This is a genomic window from Anaeromassilibacillus sp. Marseille-P3371 (genome assembly GCF_900169665.1).
Classification (GTDB): Bacteria; Bacillota; Clostridia; order Oscillospirales; family Acutalibacteraceae; genus Anaeromassilibacillus.
This window is the reverse complement of record NZ_LT835157.1, coordinates 2,463,889-2,484,964: the sequence shown is the minus strand read 5'-3', so window position 1 is coordinate 2,484,964 and position 21,076 is coordinate 2,463,889. Positions and strand designations below refer to the sequence as shown.

General features: G+C 47.6%; 23 protein-coding genes and 1 other RNA gene. 11 read left to right on the top strand and 13 right to left on the bottom strand.

Annotated elements, in window-relative coordinates; translation table 11 throughout:
• The first annotated feature begins 71 nt into the window (after nucleotides 1-71).
• Nucleotides 72-305 carry a hypothetical protein gene (locus B9Y59_RS10385; RefSeq protein WP_054324567.1) on the top strand — a complete coding sequence of 78 codons (234 nt, stop codon included), beginning with the start codon at nucleotides 72-74 and terminating at the stop codon, nucleotides 303-305.
• A gap of 21 nt (nucleotides 306-326) precedes the next feature.
• Here the strand turns inward: B9Y59_RS10385 and B9Y59_RS15815 are convergent, their stop codons facing one another.
• The 7 genes from B9Y59_RS15815 to B9Y59_RS10365 all read right to left on the bottom strand — a co-directional run bounded on the left by B9Y59_RS15815 (nucleotide 327) and on the right by B9Y59_RS10365 (nucleotide 2,206).
• Nucleotides 327-488 (bottom strand): hypothetical protein, encoded by a 162-nt coding sequence (locus B9Y59_RS15815; protein ID WP_153802354.1) that lies wholly within the window; start codon nucleotides 486-488, stop codon nucleotides 327-329.
• Between the two features lie 16 nt (nucleotides 489-504).
• On the bottom strand, nucleotides 505-675 hold the full coding sequence (locus B9Y59_RS15810) for a hypothetical protein (protein ID WP_153802353.1): 171 nt from the start codon (nucleotides 673-675) through the stop codon (nucleotides 505-507).
• 30 nt (nucleotides 676-705) lie between these two features.
• Nucleotides 706-1,335, bottom strand: coding sequence for a superoxide dismutase (locus B9Y59_RS10380; protein WP_054324566.1), 630 nt, complete (start codon nucleotides 1,333-1,335; stop codon nucleotides 706-708).
• Between the two features lie 82 nt (nucleotides 1,336-1,417).
• Nucleotides 1,418-1,594 carry a hypothetical protein gene (locus B9Y59_RS16015; protein WP_162838204.1) on the bottom strand — a complete coding sequence of 59 codons (177 nt, stop codon included), beginning with the start codon at nucleotides 1,592-1,594 and terminating at the stop codon, nucleotides 1,418-1,420.
• 5 nt (nucleotides 1,595-1,599) lie between these two features.
• A complete protein-coding gene (locus tag B9Y59_RS16810; protein WP_082402263.1) occupies nucleotides 1,600-1,752 on the bottom strand; it encodes a manganese catalase family protein in 153 nt (50 codons plus the stop codon).
• A complete protein-coding gene (locus tag B9Y59_RS10370) occupies nucleotides 1,752-2,012 on the bottom strand; it encodes a spore coat protein CotJB (RefSeq protein WP_054324565.1) in 261 nt (86 codons plus the stop codon). Before B9Y59_RS10370 ends, B9Y59_RS16810 begins: the two co-directional genes overlap by 1 nt.
• Nucleotides 2,009-2,206, bottom strand: a complete 198-nt coding sequence (locus tag B9Y59_RS10365) for a spore coat associated protein CotJA (protein WP_054324564.1) — start codon at nucleotides 2,204-2,206, stop codon at nucleotides 2,009-2,011. The genes B9Y59_RS10370 and B9Y59_RS10365 overlap by 4 nt, the downstream gene beginning before the upstream one ends.
• A 222-nt stretch (nucleotides 2,207-2,428) precedes the next feature.
• On the opposite strand from B9Y59_RS10365, the gene B9Y59_RS10360 reads away from it, so the two are divergent.
• The 3 genes from B9Y59_RS10360 (at nucleotide 2,429) to B9Y59_RS10350 (ending at nucleotide 7,099) form a co-directional block, all read left to right on the top strand.
• Nucleotides 2,429-3,472: a lysylphosphatidylglycerol synthase transmembrane domain-containing protein gene (locus B9Y59_RS10360; protein WP_085533305.1), complete on the top strand. Its 1,044-nt coding sequence runs from the start codon at nucleotides 2,429-2,431 to the stop codon at nucleotides 3,470-3,472.
• Nucleotides 3,473-3,592: 120 nt separating this feature from the next.
• A complete protein-coding gene (gene mltG / locus B9Y59_RS10355) occupies nucleotides 3,593-4,699 on the top strand; it encodes an endolytic transglycosylase MltG (protein WP_085533303.1) in 1,107 nt (368 codons plus the stop codon).
• 309 nt (nucleotides 4,700-5,008) lie between these two features.
• On the top strand, nucleotides 5,009-7,099 hold the full coding sequence (locus tag B9Y59_RS10350; protein WP_143255381.1) for a glutamine synthetase III family protein: 2,091 nt from the start codon (nucleotides 5,009-5,011) through the stop codon (nucleotides 7,097-7,099).
• Between the two features lie 210 nt (nucleotides 7,100-7,309).
• Here the strand turns inward: B9Y59_RS10350 and rnpB are convergent.
• Together rnpB and B9Y59_RS10340 are read right to left on the bottom strand one after the other, a co-directional pair.
• Nucleotides 7,310-7,654, bottom strand: an RNA gene (gene rnpB / locus B9Y59_RS10345) — RNase P RNA component class A.
• 50 nt (nucleotides 7,655-7,704) lie between these two features.
• A complete protein-coding gene (locus B9Y59_RS10340; protein WP_242967289.1) occupies nucleotides 7,705-9,174 on the bottom strand; it encodes a nicotinate phosphoribosyltransferase in 1,470 nt (489 codons plus the stop codon).
• Nucleotides 9,175-9,547: 373 nt separating this feature from the next.
• On the opposite strand from B9Y59_RS10340, the gene B9Y59_RS10330 reads away from it, so the two are divergent.
• The 6 genes from B9Y59_RS10330 to B9Y59_RS10305 all read left to right on the top strand — a co-directional run bounded on the left by B9Y59_RS10330 (nucleotide 9,548) and on the right by B9Y59_RS10305 (nucleotide 14,901).
• A complete protein-coding gene (locus B9Y59_RS10330; RefSeq protein WP_054324560.1) occupies nucleotides 9,548-9,796 on the top strand; it encodes a helix-turn-helix domain-containing protein in 249 nt (82 codons plus the stop codon).
• 190 nt (nucleotides 9,797-9,986) lie between these two features.
• A complete protein-coding gene (locus tag B9Y59_RS10325; RefSeq protein WP_158089003.1) occupies nucleotides 9,987-11,057 on the top strand; it encodes an AI-2E family transporter in 1,071 nt (356 codons plus the stop codon).
• 69 nt (nucleotides 11,058-11,126) lie between these two features.
• Nucleotides 11,127-11,537: a GntR family transcriptional regulator gene (locus tag B9Y59_RS10320; protein WP_242967288.1), complete on the top strand. Its 411-nt coding sequence runs from the start codon at nucleotides 11,127-11,129 to the stop codon at nucleotides 11,535-11,537.
• Nucleotides 11,530-12,429, top strand: a complete 900-nt coding sequence (locus B9Y59_RS10315) for an ABC transporter ATP-binding protein (RefSeq protein ID WP_085533297.1) — start codon at nucleotides 11,530-11,532, stop codon at nucleotides 12,427-12,429. The genes B9Y59_RS10320 and B9Y59_RS10315 overlap by 8 nt, the downstream gene beginning before the upstream one ends.
• On the top strand, nucleotides 12,404-14,314 hold the full coding sequence (locus tag B9Y59_RS10310; protein ID WP_085533295.1) for a hypothetical protein: 1,911 nt from the start codon (nucleotides 12,404-12,406) through the stop codon (nucleotides 14,312-14,314). The genes B9Y59_RS10315 and B9Y59_RS10310 overlap by 26 nt, the downstream gene beginning before the upstream one ends.
• Nucleotides 14,315-14,514: 200 nt before the next feature.
• On the top strand, nucleotides 14,515-14,901 hold the full coding sequence (locus B9Y59_RS10305) for a hypothetical protein (RefSeq protein ID WP_054324557.1): 387 nt from the start codon (nucleotides 14,515-14,517) through the stop codon (nucleotides 14,899-14,901).
• Nucleotides 14,902-15,314: 413 nt separating this feature from the next.
• On the opposite strand, the gene B9Y59_RS10300 is transcribed toward B9Y59_RS10305, so the two are convergent.
• From B9Y59_RS10300 to B9Y59_RS10285, 4 genes are all read right to left on the bottom strand, one after another.
• The gene (locus tag B9Y59_RS10300; protein ID WP_054324556.1) at nucleotides 15,315-16,508 is read right to left on the bottom strand and encodes an FprA family A-type flavoprotein; all 1,194 of its coding nucleotides are present in this window, start codon (nucleotides 16,506-16,508) and stop codon (nucleotides 15,315-15,317) included.
• Between the two features lie 196 nt (nucleotides 16,509-16,704).
• On the bottom strand, nucleotides 16,705-16,866 hold the full coding sequence (gene rd / locus B9Y59_RS10295) for a rubredoxin (protein WP_082402260.1): 162 nt from the start codon (nucleotides 16,864-16,866) through the stop codon (nucleotides 16,705-16,707).
• Between the two features lie 158 nt (nucleotides 16,867-17,024).
• On the bottom strand, nucleotides 17,025-17,276 hold the full coding sequence (locus B9Y59_RS10290) for a hypothetical protein (protein WP_054324555.1): 252 nt from the start codon (nucleotides 17,274-17,276) through the stop codon (nucleotides 17,025-17,027).
• 288 nt (nucleotides 17,277-17,564) lie between these two features.
• On the bottom strand, nucleotides 17,565-18,098 hold the full coding sequence (locus B9Y59_RS10285; protein WP_085533293.1) for a phosphatase PAP2 family protein: 534 nt from the start codon (nucleotides 18,096-18,098) through the stop codon (nucleotides 17,565-17,567).
• A gap of 285 nt (nucleotides 18,099-18,383) precedes the next feature.
• On the opposite strand from B9Y59_RS10285, the gene B9Y59_RS10280 reads away from it, so the two are divergent.
• Entirely contained in the window at nucleotides 18,384-21,014 is a 2,631-nt protein-coding gene (locus B9Y59_RS10280; RefSeq protein ID WP_085533291.1) for a calcium-translocating P-type ATPase, PMCA-type, read from the top strand.
• Nucleotides 21,015-21,076 lie beyond the last annotated feature (62 nt).

Sequence of the window (21,076 nt, the reverse complement as noted above, 5' to 3'; positions counted from 1 at the left end):
AAGGAAGATAGGCTTATTATGCGGCATAGGACGAACGTCTCCGCGAATATAAATCATCGGAGGGATGCATTATGGGGAGAAAAGATGATTTTACCGCAGATGTATATATGGGTTCGGTTCGAAGAAGTTCTTATCTCTTTTGCAGGGCATCTGGGCAGAAGGGGATGGACCATTTTACAGTGATGAAACGATATGACTGGGTCCCTCGCCCAGAACAATCCGCTAAAGAACATGCTCTGCTTCGTGCTTTAGAGAAGGCATTGTCTGGAATTGTCCTTGAAGAAAGGGAAGCTCCACGGGATTGACCGCAGGAGCTTCCCTTTTTATTATCCGTTTTGTAAGAGTTCCACGTACTGTTGTAAATCGTCCACTGTATAAATCTCCTCGGAACGCAGGCTAATGGCATCCTGCATATCGGGCGGCAGTGATAGAAAATACTGCAAAACGTCCGGGGCTTCCTCGAAAAGATCGTCCAGACTGTTTGCCATATTGGGCCTCCTTTTGTCATTCCTCTTCTTGACAGTGCATGGCGAAATTGTGTAGGTCGTCAAAGTTCAGGATGCTGTCAGCTTTAAATCCTAATGCCTGCTTGACATCATACGGCAGAAGTGAATAGTATTGACTGGCTTCGTAGTCCTTGGAGAGAAGTTGATAGAGATCCGCGTATTCCTCCATAGAACAACCTCCTTCTTCCGACTGTTACAATCAGCCTTTGCGACACATCGCAAATTGTTTTTCAACCTGATCCCAATTGATAATGGAAAACCATTGCTCTACATACTCTGGGCGGCGATTCTGATATTGCAGATAGTAGGCGTGTTCCCAAACGTCGATGGGAAGTAAGGGACACATGTGAAGTGCGAGAGGGGTATCCTGATTGGCTGTTTTGAGCACATGTAATCGTCCCTGTTCGTCGGCCGCAAGCCAAGCCCATCCAGAGCCAAATTGGGTCACTGCTGCATTTTTCATTTTTTCTTTCCAAGCTTCGTAGGAACCAAAATAACAATCGATTTCTTTCGCCAATGCTGGGGATGGGCCTGAATGATTCTCGGGACCCATACTGCGAAAATACAACTGATGGTTGTACACACCGCCAGCGTTGTTTCGCACGGGGGTTCGAATTGCCTCTGGCAGAGCGTCTCCCTGCGTCAATAGCTTTTCCAGGCTCCAATCGTGGTACTCTGGGTAATCGGCCAACGTTTTGTTCAAATTGTCCACATAGGCCTGTAGATGTTTGTCATGGTGGAAGTGTAAGGTTTCCGCGTCGATCACAGGTTCTAATGCGTGCGCATCGTAGGGAAGAGGTTCTACAGAAAATGGATATTGTTGCCTCATAAAGTGGTCATCCTTTCTGTTAAACTGTTTTTGCAATCATATGTTGCAAAAGACCGTCTCATGCGAAACTGCCTTTGAGAACTTAATCATCGCCGCGGGTATACTTGTCCGCTGCATTACAAAGACTTTCAAATGAATTGACACCACCGGAACGATCTCGAATGCATTCCTGCACGTAATCGGGCAGTGCGTCAAAATACTGGCGGGCTTCTCCGTCACTTTCCAATAGGCTGTATAAATCGGGATATTTGTTTTGCATTACAATCACCTCCGGGAATAGTTTTCCCCAAAAGTGTAAATCATGCATCTCAAATAGCGATTTGGTCCACCGTATTGAGAGATAATAATTTTTGCGAGAGCGGGATTCGGATTTTTAATTTTAACTGGATATTCCAGTCGTTTCTCATAGACCCACATTATTCATCATCCTCCATTCCGGTTTCCCACGGCCACGGTCCTGTAATCCAAGCCCAACGGCTGGTGGTGTTGCTGGTTTCGTGCAGAGGGCCATAGGCGGCTTCGTATTGTGCGGTAAGTTCATCCGCTTTTTTACGAGCTTCCTCGAGCTTGCGGGCAGCGTCACAGTTATTCGGATGGGAGTCCAGGAACAAATGGAGTTCCCACATCGAAAAACGCAGAGAAGAGATTTTTCGCATCAACATTTCCTGTTCGTTCATCTGGGTTCTCCCCTCCTTCCATAGAACGGTTTATTCAATTCGGGAAAAATTGTACCGTTGTCTAGCCCCTGTTCAGGGGGATAGATACTGCTGAATTGTTGAAATGGGACATAAGCCATGGCGGGTACCGTTACCGAAGGCAACGGCGTAGGCTGTGCAAGATCGCACATTTGCCCATTCATATCGTTCGCCATAAGAACTCTCCTTTCGCGTAATGGTATTGCGTCCTGCGCCCAGGGGCGTGGGATTATGGAGCTTATCCATGTTCATAGTATGCAGAGGAGAGAAACTGGGTGCTCTTCCACCCCGGACTTTTCGCTTGTATATTTTCGGAAACTGTTATAGAATAAAAAGGAATTGCCTTATGGCAAAGAAGGCGACGGTTTAACGGCGCATGAAAGACGGAGGAAGATTCCATGGGGGCCAAAGTTTTAAGGATTCTTAAAAAAAATCTATTGGCGATTATCACCATTGCGATCTCAATGGGGGTTTTGCTTTATTTCCTGTTTACCACGGATGGAATAACCGCTTTGGGACATCTCGCTTCCAGCCTTCGTTGGGAATGGCTACTGGTTACACTGGGAGCCATGGTCGGTGGTTGGCTGTTGGAAACCTACGTGCTGGGGGTCTTTTGTAAGCATCTGTATCCGGAATGGAAATTTTCGCAGTCCTTTCATGTTGCAATGACAGGCCTGCTCTACAGCGCATTGACGCCGTTTGCAACAGGTGGGCAGCCGATGCAAATGTATTCAATGAGCAAAATGGGTGTGGATACAGGCAAAGCAGGGTCGATTGTAGCGATGAAAACGCTGGTCTATCAGGCAATCATGGTCATTTATGCCATGGTGATGGTTGTATTCCGCTTGGGATATTTTCAGCAGAATGTCAGTAATTTTTCTTTTGTTACGGTCATCGGACTTGTAACGAATGGATCATTTATTCTGGGTGTCACACTGTTTATGCTGAGCGAGAAAGCTACTGACCGGTTCCTGCGCTTTTTGTTGCGGAATCTGTACCGTGTTCATCTTTGCCGGCATCCAGTAGCAAAATATAAAAAGATTCATGGACAGATGGAGATGTTTCACGACAGTGCAAAGACGATGGGAACCTCGTTCAAGGTTTATTTAAAGTCAGGTTTTTTCACCGTTGTACAGATCACCTTGGCGGGACTAATTCCCTATTTTATTTACCGAAGCTTCAATCTGCCGTTAAATATGGATGCGACGATCTTTACCATGTTGGCTGCGCAGACCTTTGTTACTATGGTGTCAGCATTTATCCCTCTGCCAGGCTCTTCCGGTGGCGCAGAAGGAAGCTTTTACCTCTTTTTTGGTACTTTCTTCGGCCCGACGATTATTCCAGCGATCCTTCTGTGGCGCTTGGTAACCTATTATGCCAATATCCTGTTCGGCTGCCTGACCAACCTGGTGGGCCGTGCGGTGGGAATAGAGCGCAAGTAAATAAGATTGTTCAAAAATTTACAATTTGTTTCCATGCAGAGGCTTGAACGAACGATCATAGAAGTCTATACTCAATAATATGAGACAGTACGATTGGGATTATGACAAAGGAGTGTTTTGATGAATAGAAAAAGAGAAATCGTCAAACGATGTGTAGCTTTTGCGCTTTGTGCTTGTTGTTTGGGTGGGACAATTGCGACAAATGCGCCGGTTATAGCAGAAGCCGCCATTTCTGTTTCGGCAGCAACCCCGGTCATCCGGTTAGATACAGCGAGTTGTGAGTTGAAGACTACCGCACAGAAGTATTACTTGGCGGTTACAGTCACACCGGACCGTGGAACCCCGCCCGATGCAGTATCTTCAAATCCGGATGTTGCAGTAGGGAAATACGTCAAAAAGGCCGACGGGCGGTATTTATATGAGATCAGTGGTGTAAAAGAAGGCCTGGCAACCATCTATCTGCGTTATGCAAATGTGGAAAATATGCTGTCGGTAAAGGTAGGGGACGAAACCGGAACGGTCAATGTGCGGATTCCTGAAGGAGCGACACTGCGAGAGACCGCACAGGCGTTGGAGCAGGCAGGCGTTTGTAGTATGAAAGAAGTATTTGACGCCTCTAACAGCAGTGCATTTGATAGCTATCCTTTTATTGCCTCTATTACGAATGCAGACAGTCGGTATTATAAGTTGGAGGGGTATCTATATCCGGATACTTATAATTTCTGGAAAGGTCAAAATGTGCAGAGCGTCTTAAGAACGATGTTGGACAATTACCAGACAAAGACAGCCAATATCAACTGGCAGAATACCGCAGGCTTGACCAAGGAACAGGTTATGACTTTGGCCTCTTTGGTACAGCGGGAGAGTACCGCATCCGATCGTGCCAATGTGGCATCGGTGTTTATAAACCGGTTAAGATCTGGCAACTCAGTCAATGTATATCGTTTGCAGGCGGATTCTACCATGTATTATCCATATCGAGCCAAGGTCAATGTCCCTTCACAGCTTCCGGGGTTCCAGAGTTCTTATAATACCTATAACATCACAGGATTGCCGGCTGGTCCGATCTGCAATCCCAGCGTGGAATCTATTCAGGCGGCTTTGAATCCGGCGAATACCAACTACTACTATTTCTGCCATTCGGCAAATGGAACCTCTTATTTTGCGGAGACGTTGGAACAGCACAATGCCAACCTGCTTGCGGCAGGGCTTCGCAGTGCTACATAAATGCATCAAGGTGGCTACCGCTCCAAGTGTTTCATTTCTTGGAGCGGTTTTTTATTTTGTCTGGACGAACAAAGGGGAAACATCCTATCTGATAAATATAGGGAAAAGGGGATAAAATCTTATAAAATTCGACCCCGACCGTTGACAATTAAAAGCGGTTAGGATATAATGAGTCCGCCATACGCGAAGGCGCTGTAGGGATCGCCCTGCGGCGCCTTTTGCATTATTCAGGCGGTCAACTACAGGGCTTATCCGCAGAAATCATTTGAATTGGTCTTAAATTACAGAGGGAGTGACTATTTGATGAGCATTAGGAATGTCCCGGAAATGTTTGGCAGTATGGTCTTTAGTGAAACCGTGATGAAAGAACGCCTGCCAAAGGAGACGTATAAGGCGCTGAAACGGACCAGAGAGAAGGGGGAACCCCTCGATCCGCAGGTAGCCAATATCGTCGCCAACGCCATGAAGGAATGGGCGGTTGAAAAAGGTGTGACCCATTTTACCCACTGGTTTCAACCAATGACTGGTATTACAGCGGAAAAACATGATAGCTTCATCTATCCGGTGGAAGATGGAAAGGTTATTATGGAATTTTCGGGCAAAGAACTCATCAAAGGAGAGCCGGATGCGTCCAGTTTCCCTTCCGGAGGTCTCCGGGCGACCTTTGAGGCACGTGGCTATACTGCGTGGGACCCGACCTCGGATGCTTTTATCAAAGACGGTACGCTGTGCATTCCGACTGCATTTTGTTCCTATGGCGGGGAGGCGCTTGACAAAAAGACGCCCCTGCTGCGCTCCATGAATGCGCTCAATAAACAGGTTTTGCGGATTCTGCGCCTGTTTGGGACGCCAGCGAACCGTGTAAATACCACTGTAGGGCCAGAGCAAGAGTATTTTTTGATCGATGAAGCCATGTACAAAAAGCGCAAAGATTTGGTTTATACGGGTCGTACCCTGTTTGGGGCAAAGCCGCCCAAAGGGCAGGAGCTGGAGGACCATTATTTCGGTGTAATTAAGCCCCGTGTATCGGCATACATGAAGGATCTAGATGAAGAGCTTTGGAAACTGGGGATCCTGGCCAAGACCAAGCACAATGAAGCTGCTCCCGCACAACATGAGTTGGCGCCGATCTTTACCACCGGAAACGTGGCCACAGACCACAATCAGCTGACGATGGAAATCATGAAAAAGGTGGCCGCCAAACACGGTTTGGCGTGCCTGTTGCATGAAAAGCCGTTTGCAGGTGTCAATGGAAGCGGTAAACATAACAATTGGAGCATCTGCACGGATACAGGGATCAATTTGTTGGAGCCGGGGGAATCTCCGGAGGAAAACGCACAGTTCCTTCTATTTTTGACAGCCATTTTGGAGGCTGTTGATAAACATCAGGATCTTCTGCGTCTGTCTGTGGCAAGTGCAGGAAATGACCACCGCTTGGGTTCCAGCGAGGCTCCTCCAGCGATTATTTCGGTTTTCTTGGGGGATGAGTTGACGGCTATTTTGGAATCCATTGAACATAAAAGCGAATACGACCAAAGAGATGCCGCGGAAATGAACATCGGCGTGGATGTTTTGCCCAAGTTTCCAAAGGATACAACAGACCGTAACCGGACCTCCCCCTTTGCCTTCACCGGCAATAAATTTGAATTCCGCATGCTTGGCTCCACCGTTTCGATCGCTTGTCCGAATATGATCTTGAATACCATTGTGGCGGATACGCTTTGCCGGTATGCGGATCGATTGGAGACGGCAGAGGATTTCAATAAAGAGCTGAATCATATTATTCGTCATTCTTATAGGGATCACAAGCGAATTGTATTCAACGGGAATAACTATGCTCCTGAATGGGTCGAAGAGGCAGAAAGGCGCGGCTTGCTGAATCTGGTATCCACTGCGGAGGCCCTGCCGTACTATAAACATCCGGAAAACATTGAAATGTTTGAGAAGTATGGGGTACTATCTGGGACAGAGATTATCTCCCGCTGTGAAATTCAGCTGGAGAATTACTGCAAACAGATTCACATTGAAGCATTGACCATGGCGGACATGATAAAAAAGGACATCCTTCCAGCGGCCTGTGCCTATATGAAAGACATCAGCAAAGAGGCAATCAATAAAAAGCAGCTATGTGCGGATATTTGCTGCGAACTCGAAGAAAAGCTGCTTAAAAAGCTCTCTCGGCTGACAGCAGACCTCTACAAGGAGATGGAGGCATTGGAGGCGGCGGTTGCCGGAGCGGAACATTTGAAGGATATCGAGGAGTGCGCTAAATATTACCGCAATCCCGTGCTGATGCAAATGGAAAAGACACGCGCTATCGCGGATGAAATCGAGAACAATGTCGGTGAAAAATATTGGCCGTATCCCACCTATGGAGATCTATTGTTCAGTGTGCGGTAACAGTTTTATATTGACGAAAGGAATCTCCAATGATTTATACGGTGTATATTATGGCTAAACGAGCGATAGAAATCAGGTGGGATTCCGCAAAGGTTGGTGGAACCTTTCACAGCTGTTTCAAGAATTCGTGTTATAATAAAATCCCCACGATCTTTCTCGATCGTGGGGATTTTATTATAAGAGGCGTCGTTTACCTCCGATTACATAAAAGGTGCGACCAGGCCTGTAAGCCGAGTTCTGTCGTGAACAGCCATCTATCTTGGCTGGGCGTTGCCGCTCCAGCTCGATGCCACCTCCACAGGACGCGCCGGGCCGGCGCATATGTCCCTCCACGGTGTTGCTCCGAATAGGGTTTGCAGAGCCGCGCAGTCTCCTGCGCGCTGGTGAGCTCTTACCTCGCCTTTCCACCCTTGCCGCAAAGCGGCGGTATATCTCTGTTGCACTTTCCCTAGGGTCGCCCCCGGCGGCCGTTAGCCGTTATTCTTGCCCTTTGGAGCTCGGACTTTCCTCGTGTGGACCCTTTCGGGTCTCACCCGCAGCTGTTCAGCCTGCTCGCAGGCACTATTCTATCCGATTTTTCCGTGGATGTCAACCGGACAAATCCTTTAATTCTTGTTGTGCAAGGTATTTTCCTCCAACATCCGGTTCTTGATTTCCCAAAGGGAGGGGGACAGATCCACATAGTATTGGTGGGGATTTTCAAAGCGGGTGACTTCTTCCCAGAGAGTGTCCACCTGTTCGGCACAATAGCGCTTAATTTCTTCCAGAGTATACTCCTTGGCAATGCATTTTCCATGTTCAAAGATTTTTTTGCGTAGTTTTACAGCGCGGAAATTTGTGACCATTTTGCGCTTCCAGATGTGCTCCGGATCAAAAATTTCATATGGCTGTGTGTCGTCGATCACTTCATCGTGCAGAGTAATGACATCTGCGATGGCTTTACCAGTGTCACGATCAAACAGGCGCCAAAGCCCCTTAAAGCAAGGTGTGGTGATCTTTGCGACATTCTCGCTGATTTTAATCTTGGGAATGATATTCCCCTTGGCGTCCTCAACGCCAGCTAACTTGTAAACCCCGCCAAAAACCGGTTCAGAGCCTGAGGTAATCAGCCGTTCCCCCACTCCAAAGCTGTCAACTTTCGCACCTTGCATCAGCATATCGCGTATAATGTATTCATCAAGGGAATTGGAGGCACAAATTTTACAATCAGGGAATCCGGCTTCATCCAGCATCTTACGTGCCTTACGAGAGAGATACGTAATGTCGCCGCTGTCGATGCGGATGCCGGCAGGACGATACCCGCGAGGAAGCAGTTCTTCTCGGAAAACCTTGATCGCATTTGGAACGCCGGACTTCAAAACATTAAAGGTATCCACCAACAGGGTGCAATTGGAGGGATATTCGCGGGCATAAGCGCGGAATGCGTCCAATTCACTGTCAAACAGCTGTACCCAACTGTGGGCCATGGTGCCTAGCGCTGGTACGCCAAAGTCCGGATCAGAGATGGTGCAGGCAGTGCCACAGCATCCCCCGATATAAGCTGCCCGAGCGCCGTAAATAGCGCCATCCGGTCCCTGTGCACGACGAGAACCAAATTCCATGACGGCGCGCCCCTGGGCTGCACGGACAATCCGGTTTGCCTTGGTGGCGATCATACTTTGATGGTTAATGGTGAGCAGCAGCATGGTTTCAATCAACTGCGCTTGAATCACAGGTCCGCGCACGGTGACAATCGGTTCACCGGGAAAGATGGGGGTGCCTTCCGGTATAGCCCAAACATCGCAGGTAAACTGAAAGTTACGCAGATACTCTAAAAACTCCTGGCGGAACATGTGCTTGGATTCGAGGTAAGCGATGTCGTCGTCCGAAAAGTTCAGATTTTCAATATACTCAACCAGCTGTTGAACGCCAGCCATAATTGCAAAGCCACCGTCGTCCGGGACATGTCGGAAAAACATGTCAAAATATACAATGGTGTCCCGATAGCCATTGGAAAAATAGCCATTGGACATGGTGATTTCATAGAAATCCGTGAGCATCGTGAGATTTCGGGTGGGCTTCTTTTCATTTGTCATGGTAACATCTCCACAATTAAAGTCACCGGTAAACGAACATTGCAAATGAGTATGTGTCCCGGTGGTAAGAAGGGGCCAGAAAATGACCCGATCCAGCACAAAGCTATACAAGGTTATTATAACAAGATTCCAGGAAAAGCACAAATATGTTTTTCTTTCCGGTTACACCAGAAATTGGAAGCAAAAAATTGTGCCGAAGAAGCTAAAAATATGTAATATTTTTGTTGCGTTTTCCACAAATAGATACTATAATAGAAATATCGAGTGGATTTGTGTGGGTTTAGCTGTTCGATGAATCGCTTTATCCAAAATTCACATCGTTTTGTTGGCAATATTGGTAAAAAAATTGAAGCATGTAGGGAGTGAATTTAAGGTGAGATTACGCAAGCAAGCATTGGGAACCCGCAATCTTGTGGGGGCGCGTGTCGAAATGGCTCGGAAAAGCCAGGGGATGAAGCAGAAGGAGCTTTTGGCTCAGCTTCAGGTGAACGGAGTCGATATGAACGCGTCCGGATTGTCCAAGCTGGAGGGACAAATCCGTTATGTGACGGATTTTGAACTCTCTGCGCTGGCAAACATCCTCAACGTCTCTGTGGATTGGTTGTTGGGGAGGGAAAAATAAGAACGAAAGACCATGAGCGCTCCGCAGATGGATTGCCTATTTCGGTTGCTTTGTACGCTGTAGGTGTGAAGAACCGAACAAGGGCGGTAGTACCCGGCACGGTACGAATCCAGAAGCGGGGCGCTCTTTTTTATACGTATAGAAGGGCGCTGTCCTCCCATATATTTGATGATGGAATGGGGGGATTGCTGTGCTGGATCGGGAATTATTGGCTAGAGGAAGGGCTTATGCCGCTTTCTTTCTTGTATACACCGGGGCATTCTGGTTGTTTACTGCAACGCTACGCTATACATTTCCTTTTTTGGCAGGCTTTCTCCTGGCGTGGGTGTTACAGCCAGTGGTGCGTCTTCTGCGTCAAAAACTTCCTGTAACGGCAGGCTGTGCTGCGGCCATCACCACGGCCGCTCTGTATGTGTTGTTGATCGGTGCAATGTCCCTTCTAGGAATATGGTTGGTGGGAGAGATCAGCAACTTGATTCGTGCGATTCGGGATGCGGACCTCGGCCGCCTAACGGAACCGCTAAATCGTCTGTTTTTACAGGCCGGAGAACTGGTTGAGCGGATGGATCAGGATTTTATCCAGGAAAATCAAAAGCAACTGCTCAACCTGGCGCAGTCGGCCTCTTCTGTTCTGCTTAGCGCACTGACCGCGGCCTTAGGGTTTCTGACTTCTCTTCCGGCCGTGTTGACCATGTTTCTTGTGATGGTTGTCTCAACTTATTTTTTCTCTAAGGATATGGGCCGGATTCGAAGGCGTTTGTCCCGCATGCTCTCTGTCCGGGGGCGTGAATTGTTCCGTGCGGCATCCCATCACGGCGTTCATTTGGGAGGGCGTTATTTAGGGTCCTATCTGTTGCTGTATTGTATCACATTTGTAGAGACTTTATGCATCCTCTTTGCCCTTGGTGTACCGTATCCTTTAGTTTTGAGTTTGGTTGCTGGATTCGCGGATTTGCTGCCGGTGTTTGGCCCTGGTGCCGTCTATTTGCCAGTGGCATTTCTATTTTTTGTCCAAGGGAATCCAATAAAGGGCGTCCTTTTGGTGGCGGCCTGGCTCATCGTTTGTGGAGTACGCCAGATATTGGAACCAAAACTATTGGCGGCTTCCACACAGATTCATCCCTTGGCAATGCTTGCAGCGTTGTATTTTGCATTGGCTGCCAATAGCTTTTTGTTGTTGGTTTATTTGGTATGTTTGCTACTAACCGTACAGGCGTTGCGCCGTGCAGAGATCCTTCCCAACTGCTTCCCTGCCGATTGACAGGGAGGCAGAGATATGATATAGTTTTACTGTATTAATACACATAATACAGAAAGGACGGTGAAGGATGTGTTGTTTTCGCTGGATTACCGGAGCCGGCTTCCCATTTATGAACAGCTATACCAAAACATCACGCGGTTGACTGCGCTCGGAGCACTTGCAAAGAATGAACAGCTTCCATCTGTAAGGGCATTGGCACAGGAATTGGGTGTAAACCCCAATACCGTACAGAAAGCGTATCAGTTCTTAGAACGTGATGGGATCATCTACTCCGTACCTGGAAAGGGTTCTTTTATTGCGGAGACAGTAAATGCACGTTCTCAGCAGAGGGAACAGGCTCTCCAAAAGTTGCAGGAAGCAGCTGGTATGGCCTTAGACTGTGGGCTTCCACTGGACGAAGTGCAACACTGCATTGAAGAGGTATATCGTGGTGGGGTATCCACCACCAACAGACAAGAGGGGAGTGACAAGAATGATTGAAGCCAATCAACTGACAAAACGCTTTGGTGGGATCACCGCGCTCGACCAGATTTCCTTTCAGATTCAGTCCGGTTCGATCTTTGGCCTGGTAGGAAGCAATGGTGCAGGAAAATCGACCTTTCTGCGGACATTGGCCGGGATCTACCAGCCCGATGGCGGCCGCATCACTTTGGATGGAGAAATACCGTTTGAGAACCCGACGGTAAAGGCGCGTATATTTTTTATTCCAGACTATCCCTACTTTATCCCACAGGCCTCCCTGGATGACATGGCAGCCTTTTATAGCCGCTTATATCCAAACTGGAACCAGGAGCGTTACGAAGCGTGCTGTGGCATGTTCCCTATAAACCGTAAGGCTAGGATTGGAAATATGTCAAAGGGAATGCAGCGTCAGGTGGCCCTGATTTGTGCGATTGCAGCCCAACCAGACCTTCTGTTGATGGATGAGATTTTCGATGGATTGGACCCAGTCATGCGTCAACTTTTAAAGCGGATTGTCGGAAGTGAAGTTGTAGATCGCGGGATGACGGTGGTGATTGCCTCGCATAACCTGCGGGAGTTGGAAGATTTTTGCGATCACGTGGGCCTGTTCCACAGAGGCGGCGTGCTCTTCGAGCGAGAGCTGGATGCGCTAAAGCTGGGAATCAACAAGGTTCAGGCTGTATTCCAACCCCTTCCAGAACCGGATGCTTTCCAAGGGCTTGACATTTTAAAGACGGAAGTGCGCGGTTCCTTGGTGAGTTTTGTAGCGCGGGGGACAAAAGAACAAATTTTAGAGCGCATAAATGCCTTGCATCCGGTGTTTGCGGAGGTTTTACCGCTTACTTTGGAGGAAGTATTTATCAGTGAAATGGAGGTGGCGGGCTATGACATCGAGAACATCCTCAACTAATTGGAAACATGCATTCACAGAGACATACCGCTGGTCCATCAAACGGAACCGGGGAATGATGGCTTTGTTCGCGACCCTGCTTTTTTTAATGTTTCCGGCCGTGGTGTTATTTGGTTTGGCAAATGCGAATATCCGTACGGATTCCATGACGTTGGAAGTCTATCCAATATCGGAACAATATGCAAACGTGTTTGGGGACATCGTGAGATATACCATGTTATTAACGGTTTCCAGCCTATGCGTCCTGTTTACGCTTTTGTTTGCCGTTCAGCTGTTCCGCTATATGCACAATAAGCGGAGTACAGACCTATTCCATGCATTGCCGGTACAGAGGTCCGCTATGCTGCTCGGCCGTGTCCTAGCTGGGTTGACGGCACTGTATGTTCCGCTGTTGCTCAATACGGGGATTACGGCATTGATTGCCTTGTTCTTTGATATAAAGGATAAAGGGGTACAGATTGGCGGTTTGTTCTTACAGGTACTGGGCCTTATGCTGGTGCTTGCAGCGGCTTTTCTCTTCTGTGTATTGATGGCTGTTTGTAGCGGTACTACGCTTGACATGGTTCTTTCTGTTATCGGCGTCAATCTGTCATTTCCGATTCTGGTTTATTCCTGTATTTACTTAATCGGCTGCCTATTGCCGGGTTTTAGCCCCAGTATCGATTTAGGCAGTACCCTTTTTGTCGCCCTAGCTCCTTTTGTCGGTATTTTCCTTCATACGACGAATTCCTCAACTTTTTTTGTCTGGTGGGCGATTTTAACCGTCTTTTTGGCTTTCTTAAGCGTCTATCTATATAGGAAGAGAAAAAGCGAAACTGCTGAAAACACGTTTGCATTTCAAATTCCAAAGGGATTGATTCGCTTCCTGATTACCGCGGTGGGTGGTTTCAGCTTGGGTTACATGCTGTATTGGTATTACTCCAGTACGGCCAACTTCCTGATCGGTATGCTTTTAGGGTCCTTCGCAGCACATATGGTGGTCGAAGCCATTTATTCCCGTGGATTTACCCGCATGAAGCGAAGCCTTGCGGGGTATGCTGTCTTTTTGGGCGCTTTTGTGATCTTTTATGGAGTGGTGGCAACCGGAGCCTTTGGCTATGTCGATCGCATGCCCAATTTGGAGGATATTGAAAGCGTCACCTTTGAGGATTATACGTACTACCAGGAATTCGGTTCCGACCATTTTACCATTCAAGGGGAACAGTATGAATCCCTAGCGGAACAGAATCCGAAGCTCTGTCAAAAAGAAAATCTGGAAAAAGTGTTGACTTTTCATCAGGCAGTGATTGATTTCCAAAAGGAAATGGGGTTCCCTTTCTCAATGAACCGTGAAACGGGCGGCATACAGTATCAATTTGTCTATCATTTGAAAAACGGGGATACGTTCCGCAGGGAATACCGGAATACTCGATTCGAGGAGTTCGATACCGATAGTGCGGTGCAGGACTTACAGGAGCAGAGCGCAAGTATTGTCAACTCAGAAGAATATAAAACAAGCGGCAATCTACTGTTCTATCTCGAGCCAGAAGAGATCAGTGAGATTGAGGTAGAAAACTATGATGAGCATTCGGAGATGGCCTCAAAGACTTACCGCCTGAACGATATGCAAAAGAAAGAGCTTCTGGAAGCCCTGCGTCAGGATACTTTGAATATGGACATCACAGGACATGAAGACTACAGTGCGAGGTTGACTGGATTGACACTGGTTTGTGGCAATGACGGCCTTCTCCAACCAAAAGAAGGAGGTCGCCTACAGGAACTGGCCGGAGAGTATCAGGGGAAGATTTGGGTTCCTGTCAATCAATATGTTCTAACAGAGAAGCAAAACGATTTGCAAGTGGTACAGTTCCTGAAGAAGTTAGGGTGGTATACTCCAGAAAATTGACAGAATTTTGTAAGATTTTTTTCAGTTTTTTTGAAAGAAAACTTGTGTATGATGTGTATTACAAATAGAGGCTTCTAATAGTACAGAAGATGCACTTGTACGGGCACAGAACTTGGCGGTTTTGGGGAAGCCCGTACGAGGAGAGCCATGTTGATGGAAGGGAGGAACGCCCCGGGCAAGAGCGGCGGGGACGGCGACAGATGAAAAAATGGATGGCGATGGCTTTGATAACGCTGATTTGCGCTGGGATACTTGGCGGATGTGGAAAACAGGAACCCTCTGCAATTGTGTATCGCGGTGGAGCGGCAGCCCCTCTGACGACGTTGACCGCTGAGGCGCCCTTGGATGTCCTTGACCAGATGCTTGGGTCAGCACGGCCGGCAACGGAACCTCCTTTTTTGCCTGCAAATGCCGATTATGAAGTGCGTATCCAGCCGAAGGAGGGCGAGGAGACACAGCGCATCCAGATTTGGTTGCAGCGAAATCGAGTTTATTTGCGTTTGGGAAATGGTGAGTTGTTGGTATCCACCCAAGTGGATGCCCCTGCAATCAACAATCTTTTCGAGAGCGGCCAGGCCAATGTATGAACCTGCCCGTAGTATCGATCGATAAAGGAGGCGGGAAGGAAACCATTTGAAATGATGAATCCGATTGGAAAGGCGCCCATGTCACGATACATGGACGCCTTTTGTATAAAGAAAACAGCTTGATCGTCACGTCGTTTAAAAGAGGGCTTATATCGAAGAAGTAGAATGAAAAACTTCTTTTGTTGTAAAATAAACTTGCGCTGTCTGGTAACTGCAAGAAACGAAAAAGAGGACGTTCAGAGGGATGACGCGAAAGTTTATCGAATAAAAAGGAGAATAATACCAATACCAGCCCTTACCCTGCCGTACAGCCTTAGGGATAGGGACTCTAATAACAACCATTCTTATCATACATGTTCAAAAGGGCGGATGCATTTGCATCCGCCCTTTTGAACATGTATGAAACGACGTTGTTATTTCAGATTAGAGACAACTTCCTTCGCATAAGTCCGCATAGCTTCGAAGTCCTCTTCGGTCGGCATAAAGCAGACACGCAGGCCGTCGCCGATAAATTTGAATTTGAGATGCTCCATGCGCGATTTCATCATTGGAACCGCTTCACCGCTCCAACCATAAGAACCAAAGGCACCGACAGGCTTTTGCTTGGTGTTGATGGCATCTACAGAAGCCAAAACATCCCACACAACCTTCGGCGCATCGCGGTTAATGGTGCAAGAACCGACCAACAGTGCATCCGCTTCGTTGACCAACGCCGCTGCTTCCGCAAGAGGTGTAAACACGACATTCATCAGGCGAACATCCAAATTGGGGTCCTTCTTCAATTCCTCATAGGCTGCCTGTGCCAACTTGGTGGTGCAACCATACGCAGAAGCATGAAGAATCCCTACGATCTTCTTTCCGGTCGGCGCTGTGGGTGTGCTCCATTCGCGATAAAGGCCCTGAATGCGAGAAATACCTTCCACAAGGCAGGGACCATGGCTTGGGCATACCATCTCGACCGGTAGATCTTTGATCTTATCCAGGCCGGCGAGCACATAGGGCTTAAATGGACCGAAAATGCAGGCGTAATAGTAATTTACCTCGCCCAGGTACTGTTCCGGGTAATGAATATTGCTGTCCAACATAGTAGGTTCGCAGAAGTGGGCCCCCAAGAAGTCGCAGGTAAACAGAACTTTTTGCTGCGGCATCCAGGTGAACATGGAATCTGGCCAGTGAAGTAACGGAGCGACAATGAATTCAAGCTCCTGGCCACCGATGTCCAACTTATCGCCATGCTTTGCTACGATACACGGAAAATCATGGTTTGCAATGGCGCGCAGGTATTTCTGGGCTGCTGTGGTGCATACAATCGTGATATTCGGATTCTTTTCCAGCAGTTTCGCCACTGAACCGGAGTGATCCGGCTCGGTGTGGTTCATAATGAGGTAGTCAATCTTGGAAATATCTACGACGCTCTGGATGTTGTTCAGGTATTCATCGAAGAAATTGACTTCTACAGTCTCCACAAGAACATTCTTTTCCCCGGTAATCAAATAGGCGTTATAGCTTGTACCATAGCGCGCTTCCATCACGATGTCAAAGACGCGCAGGGACGGATTCAGAACACCGACCGAATAGAGATTTTCCTTCAGTTTGATTGCACTCATTCATTTATCATTCCTTTCCAGATTAAAACATAGAGAAGCCCACCCATAAGGATAGAAGATAGGGGAAGGATGCTTTGCCTCTGCCGGATCGAAAAGATTTCGTTCGTTCCGTCTTCCTCAAAGTCCCGTTCCTCCCTTTTTCCCATCCTTATGGGCAGGCAAACACATCACTTCTCGTTTGATTTGGTCCCGGTTCTTAGTCCTGGGGCTCAAACATATCTTTGCCTACGCCGCAGAGAGGGCATACCCAATCGTCCGGAATGTCTTCAAAAGCGGTGCCAGGCTGGATACCACTGTCCGGATCTCCCACTGCGGGATCGTACACATAACCACATGCTGTGCAAACATACTTTTTCATCACGCAAGACTCCTTACATCATCGGTTTTTCTTTCTTAATGGTGGCTTTATTATCGTTTGCGCTGCACCCGCTTTTATGCAGGCGCATCACCCGTTCGCCAAAAAATGGGCTTTTTTGGAAGGGGCCTCCTACAGTATAATCAAACCTGTTTCGAAAGTCAATAGGAATCATTATCAAATTTGAAATCTTCCAAATAATCGTCTAAGTTACTGGGAAACGCCATGCCCTCAAAGAGCTGATTGACGCATTGTTCTGCATATTGTAGGTCTGAAGAGACAAAGCCGCATGCTCGTTCACACTTACAAGACGTGATCTCAATACAGTATCCATCTTCTGGGTTGCCAAAAAGATAATAATGTAGATTGGCGTTCGGCAGATGGATATCTCCGATATGTTTCGTCAATGTCATACATCCTCCTTCGTTCTAAAAATCTAGTCAGTGACCACAATTCACTCGAAAGATATTTATAATGATAGAGAAAAAGGAAGAATAAAGCAATAGAAGAAAAATAAAATATTCAACAAAACAATTGTTTACGCAACATCTTCCTAAAAATGGCAATTTGAATGATATATCTTGTGTCGAAATGAGGGGAAAAAGATAAAAATTCCATGGTAAAAGAGACATTTTTATTCAAAAACGACTGAAAGTTGTACAAAATTTTCGTGAATAAGAAAACAGAGTGTATAAATTGGATTACTGATTGTATTTTTTTTCATTTTTACGTTTCCAAAGTTGTAACAGAACGTGAAGAATGACCGCGCAGAGGATTCCCAAAGCAGCCCCAGCCATCACATCCGTTGGATAATGTACAAACAAGAAAACCCGGCTGAATGCGATCAAAGCAGCCAACACCAGGGCGGCAATTCCAGCCTTTTTGTGATAGAAACACAACATGGTAGCTACCGCAAAGGATGAAGAGGCATGGTTCGACGGGAAGGAGAAGCCATTCGGGGGAGGAATCAACAGAGCAACACTGGGGTCATCCATAAAGGGACGGGGCCGTGCAATGATTGGTTTGAGAACAAACTCACCAAGCAGGAAGGTCAAAGCTAACGCCAGAAGTAACATCCCCCCACAACGGCGGTGTTTCTTGTTCAACAACAATATGAAAATGAGGAGTAACCAGATAAAACCATTTTCTCCAAGCATTGTGATGATGGGAAAAACAATATCTGTAACTGCATTGTGTAGATTTTGTTGCACGAAATTCATGATTACTTGATCCAATGGGCATCCTCCTTTTATTTGGGTGGAAAGGGCCTTTCATACGATATTTTTTGTATACTGAAACGGATGTGGAACTCCAGAGAATCACGCCTTTCTACTGTATCCGTTGTCAGATGATTCGAAATAATAAGGCTTATTATAACATAACCTTGCTGCGTTGTGATAGTGAATTCCCATGAGAAATGCAAGGACGGTGGGATAATAGTTTGTGTAACCCTTTCATATAATGAAAAGAAGAACAAGAAAAAGAAACCCGCCGCTTGGCGGCGATAGGAGGGACTGCGATTGGAATGGCAATGCTTAACAAAGGCAGAATGTGAAAAGCGGCTGGGAACCAACGCGCATAATGGACTTTCCAGCAGGGAATCTCGTAACCGGTTGCGGGAATATGGGAAAAATGAATTGGAACCGCCAAAGAAAAAGAGTTTCATGCGGCGCTTTCTAGCACAATTCTCCGATTTCATGGTCATTGTCCTTTTGATTGCAGCGGGAATTTCCTTTATCACCTCTTACTTACAGAAGGACGACGACTACATAGACGCGATCATTATTTTAGCCATTGTTGTCATCAATGCGATTACTGGCTTAGTACAAGAGAGCCGCGCGGAAAAGGCAATTGAAGCGCTCAAGAAGATGAGCAGCCCACACGCGCATGTGATACGTGACGGAGTGGAGCGAACAGTTGCGGCGGCTGAATTAGTCCCCGGCGACTTGGTTCTCTTAAAGGCCGGCGATCTGGTTCCTGCAGACCTCCGCTTGACGGAAAGTTACGACTTGAAGGCGGAAGAGAGCGCTTTGACAGGTGAAAGCCTTCCGGTTTCGAAACGGGCAGAAGGGACTTATCCATCCGGAACTCCCTTGGGTGACCGGCGGAATTTATTGTTTTCCACAAGTTCCATCACCTCTGGGCATGGGATGGGAATTGTTACTGCCACAGCGATGCAGACAGAAGTAGGGCGAATTGCTCATATGATTTCTTCGCAGGAATCACCCCAAACGCCACTTCAGCGAAAACTAGAGCAGACTGGCCGCTGGTTGGGAATTGGCGCTTTAGTGATTTGTGCAGTTATTTTTATCATGGGACTTTTCCAGCATGTCCAGCCGTTGGAGATGTTTCTAATATCCATCAGTTTAGCGGTTGCGGCTATTCCAGAGGGTCTCCCGGCAGTGGTAACGATTGTATTGGCTATTGGTGTCCGCCGTATGGCGGCAAAGCGCGGGATAGTCCGCCGGATGCCCGCGGTTGAAACACTTGGAAGTGCCAGTGTAATCTGTTCCGATAAGACGGGCACACTCACGCAGAACCGAATGACTGTGGTTGAACTGGCAACCGCCTCAGGCAAACTGCGCCTAGACTCATCCGAGGGCCAAAATTTGCTGAAGTTGGCTGTGCTGTGCAACAATTGTACTGTTTCCGGAGGGAATGTACATGGAGACCCAACGGAAGCGGCGTTGGTTCATGCTACTTCCACTTCAAAGGTAGAACTGGATGCACTTTATCCCCGGGTACTCGAGATTCCATTTACATCGGAGCGGAAGATGATGACCACGGTTCACAGATTAGCGAACGGTCAATACCGCGTGATCTCCAAGGGCGCACCAGATGTATTGCTGGCGCATTGTACCAGCCGGTCAGCGTCCTCGCAAAATGAAGCGATGGCTCGTCGAGCCTTACGTGTACTCGGTGTGGCCTATAAGGATTTGCCTGCTCTTCCCAAAGACCGGGAAGACCTAGAAAAAAACTTGAATTTCTGTGGTTTAATCGGCATGATCGATCCGCCACGGCCTGAAGCAAAGGAGGCAGTGGCCCTTTGCCGCCGTGCTGGAATTCGTCCAATTATGATTACAGGAGATCATGCGGCTACTGCCGCAGCGATTGCAAAAGATTTAGGGATTTTAACACCTGGAACGTCGGTGATGACTGGGGAGGAACTGAATCGGACCAACCAGCAGGAATTAACGCGAGACATCTATCAATACACCGTATTTGCGCGTGTTTCCCCGGAGCACAAGGTGCGCATTGTACAGGCGTTTCAGGCGCGCGGCGAGGTAGTGGCCATGACTGGGGATGGGGTAAATGATGCTCCAGCTTTAAAGACAGCAGATATCGGATGTGCGATGGGGCAATCGGGGACCGATGTGGCCAAGGCCGCGGCAGATATGATTTTAGCGGATGACAATTTTGCCACCATCGTCTCCGCTGTGCGAGAAGGGCGCGGCATCTTTGAAAATATCAAAAAAACCGTTCATTTTCTGCTCTCTTGCAATATAGGCGAGATATTGACGGTGTTTGTCAGCTTCTTATTGCGCCTGCCCACACCTCTTCTAGCAATCCAGCTGTTGTGGGTCAATCTGGTCACGGACTCTCTTCCGGCCTTGGCGTTGGGCGTCGAACCGATTGACCGCGATATTATGGAGCGCAAGCCAGTAAAGCCGACTCAGAGCATCTTTTCAGGAGGCTTGGGGTACAACATCCTTGTGGAGGGATGTCTGATTGGTTCCATGGCCCTTTTGGCCTATAGTATCGGACGAATCTTTTTTGATGTGGACCCAACGGCGCCGGTGATCGGACGTACCATGGCGTTTGCCGTTCTAAGCTTCTCGCAGGTAGTCCATACCTTTAATATGCGCTCTTCGCAGTCAGTTTTCCGGGCGGGGATTTTCCGCAATAAGAAACTCGTCTTGGCGGCTATTGCCTGTGTAGCTTTACAATTAAGTGTCATCGTTATTCCACCGTTGGCCCAAGTTTTTAAGACCGTTGCATTGTCTGCACAACAGTGGCTGGTTGTTGCAGTCTTGGCATTGGTGCCTTTAGCAGTAGTAGAATTGGAAAAAGCAGTGGGGCGTGCAGCGGAAAGGAGAAAACAGCGGCACGCAGATTCCCCGAAAACTTCTACGAAGTCCCTCCGCCTTTAAAATATGGATTGTTAGATAAGTAAAAAGGGCGTCTCAGATGAACTGCTGAGGCGCCCTAGATT

Coding starts and splice junctions, on each gene's coding strand:
- B9Y59_RS10300 (WP_054324556.1), bottom strand. CDS start 16,508: ATGAGTGCAATCAAACTGAAGGAAAATCTCTATTCGGTCGGTGTTCTG.
- B9Y59_RS10385 (WP_054324567.1), top strand. CDS start 72: ATGGGGAGAAAAGATGATTTTACCGCAGATGTATATATGGGTTCGGTT.
- B9Y59_RS15815 (WP_153802354.1), bottom strand. CDS start 488: ATGGCAAACAGTCTGGACGATCTTTTCGAGGAAGCCCCGGACGTTTTG.
- B9Y59_RS16810 (WP_082402263.1), bottom strand. CDS start 1,752: ATGTGGGTCTATGAGAAACGACTGGAATATCCAGTTAAAATTAAAAAT.
- B9Y59_RS10360 (WP_085533305.1), top strand. CDS start 2,429: ATGGGGGCCAAAGTTTTAAGGATTCTTAAAAAAAATCTATTGGCGATT.
- B9Y59_RS10310 (WP_085533295.1), top strand. CDS start 12,404: ATGACATCGAGAACATCCTCAACTAATTGGAAACATGCATTCACAGAG.
- B9Y59_RS10365 (WP_054324564.1), bottom strand. CDS start 2,206: ATGGCGAACGATATGAATGGGCAAATGTGCGATCTTGCACAGCCTACG.
- B9Y59_RS10370 (WP_054324565.1), bottom strand. CDS start 2,012: ATGAACGAACAGGAAATGTTGATGCGAAAAATCTCTTCTCTGCGTTTT.
- B9Y59_RS10340 (WP_242967289.1), bottom strand. CDS start 9,174: ATGACAAATGAAAAGAAGCCCACCCGAAATCTCACGATGCTCACGGAT.
- B9Y59_RS10315 (WP_085533297.1), top strand. CDS start 11,530: ATGATTGAAGCCAATCAACTGACAAAACGCTTTGGTGGGATCACCGCG.
- mltG (WP_085533303.1), top strand. CDS start 3,593: ATGAATAGAAAAAGAGAAATCGTCAAACGATGTGTAGCTTTTGCGCTT.
- B9Y59_RS10290 (WP_054324555.1), bottom strand. CDS start 17,276: ATGACATTGACGAAACATATCGGAGATATCCATCTGCCGAACGCCAAT.
- B9Y59_RS16015 (WP_162838204.1), bottom strand. CDS start 1,594: ATGCAAAACAAATATCCCGATTTATACAGCCTATTGGAAAGTGACGGA.
- rd (WP_082402260.1), bottom strand. CDS start 16,866: ATGAAAAAGTATGTTTGCACAGCATGTGGTTATGTGTACGATCCCGCA.
- B9Y59_RS15810 (WP_153802353.1), bottom strand. CDS start 675: ATGGAGGAATACGCGGATCTCTATCAACTTCTCTCCAAGGACTACGAA.
- B9Y59_RS10380 (WP_054324566.1), bottom strand. CDS start 1,335: ATGAGGCAACAATATCCATTTTCTGTAGAACCTCTTCCCTACGATGCG.
- B9Y59_RS10305 (WP_054324557.1), top strand. CDS start 14,515: ATGAAAAAATGGATGGCGATGGCTTTGATAACGCTGATTTGCGCTGGG.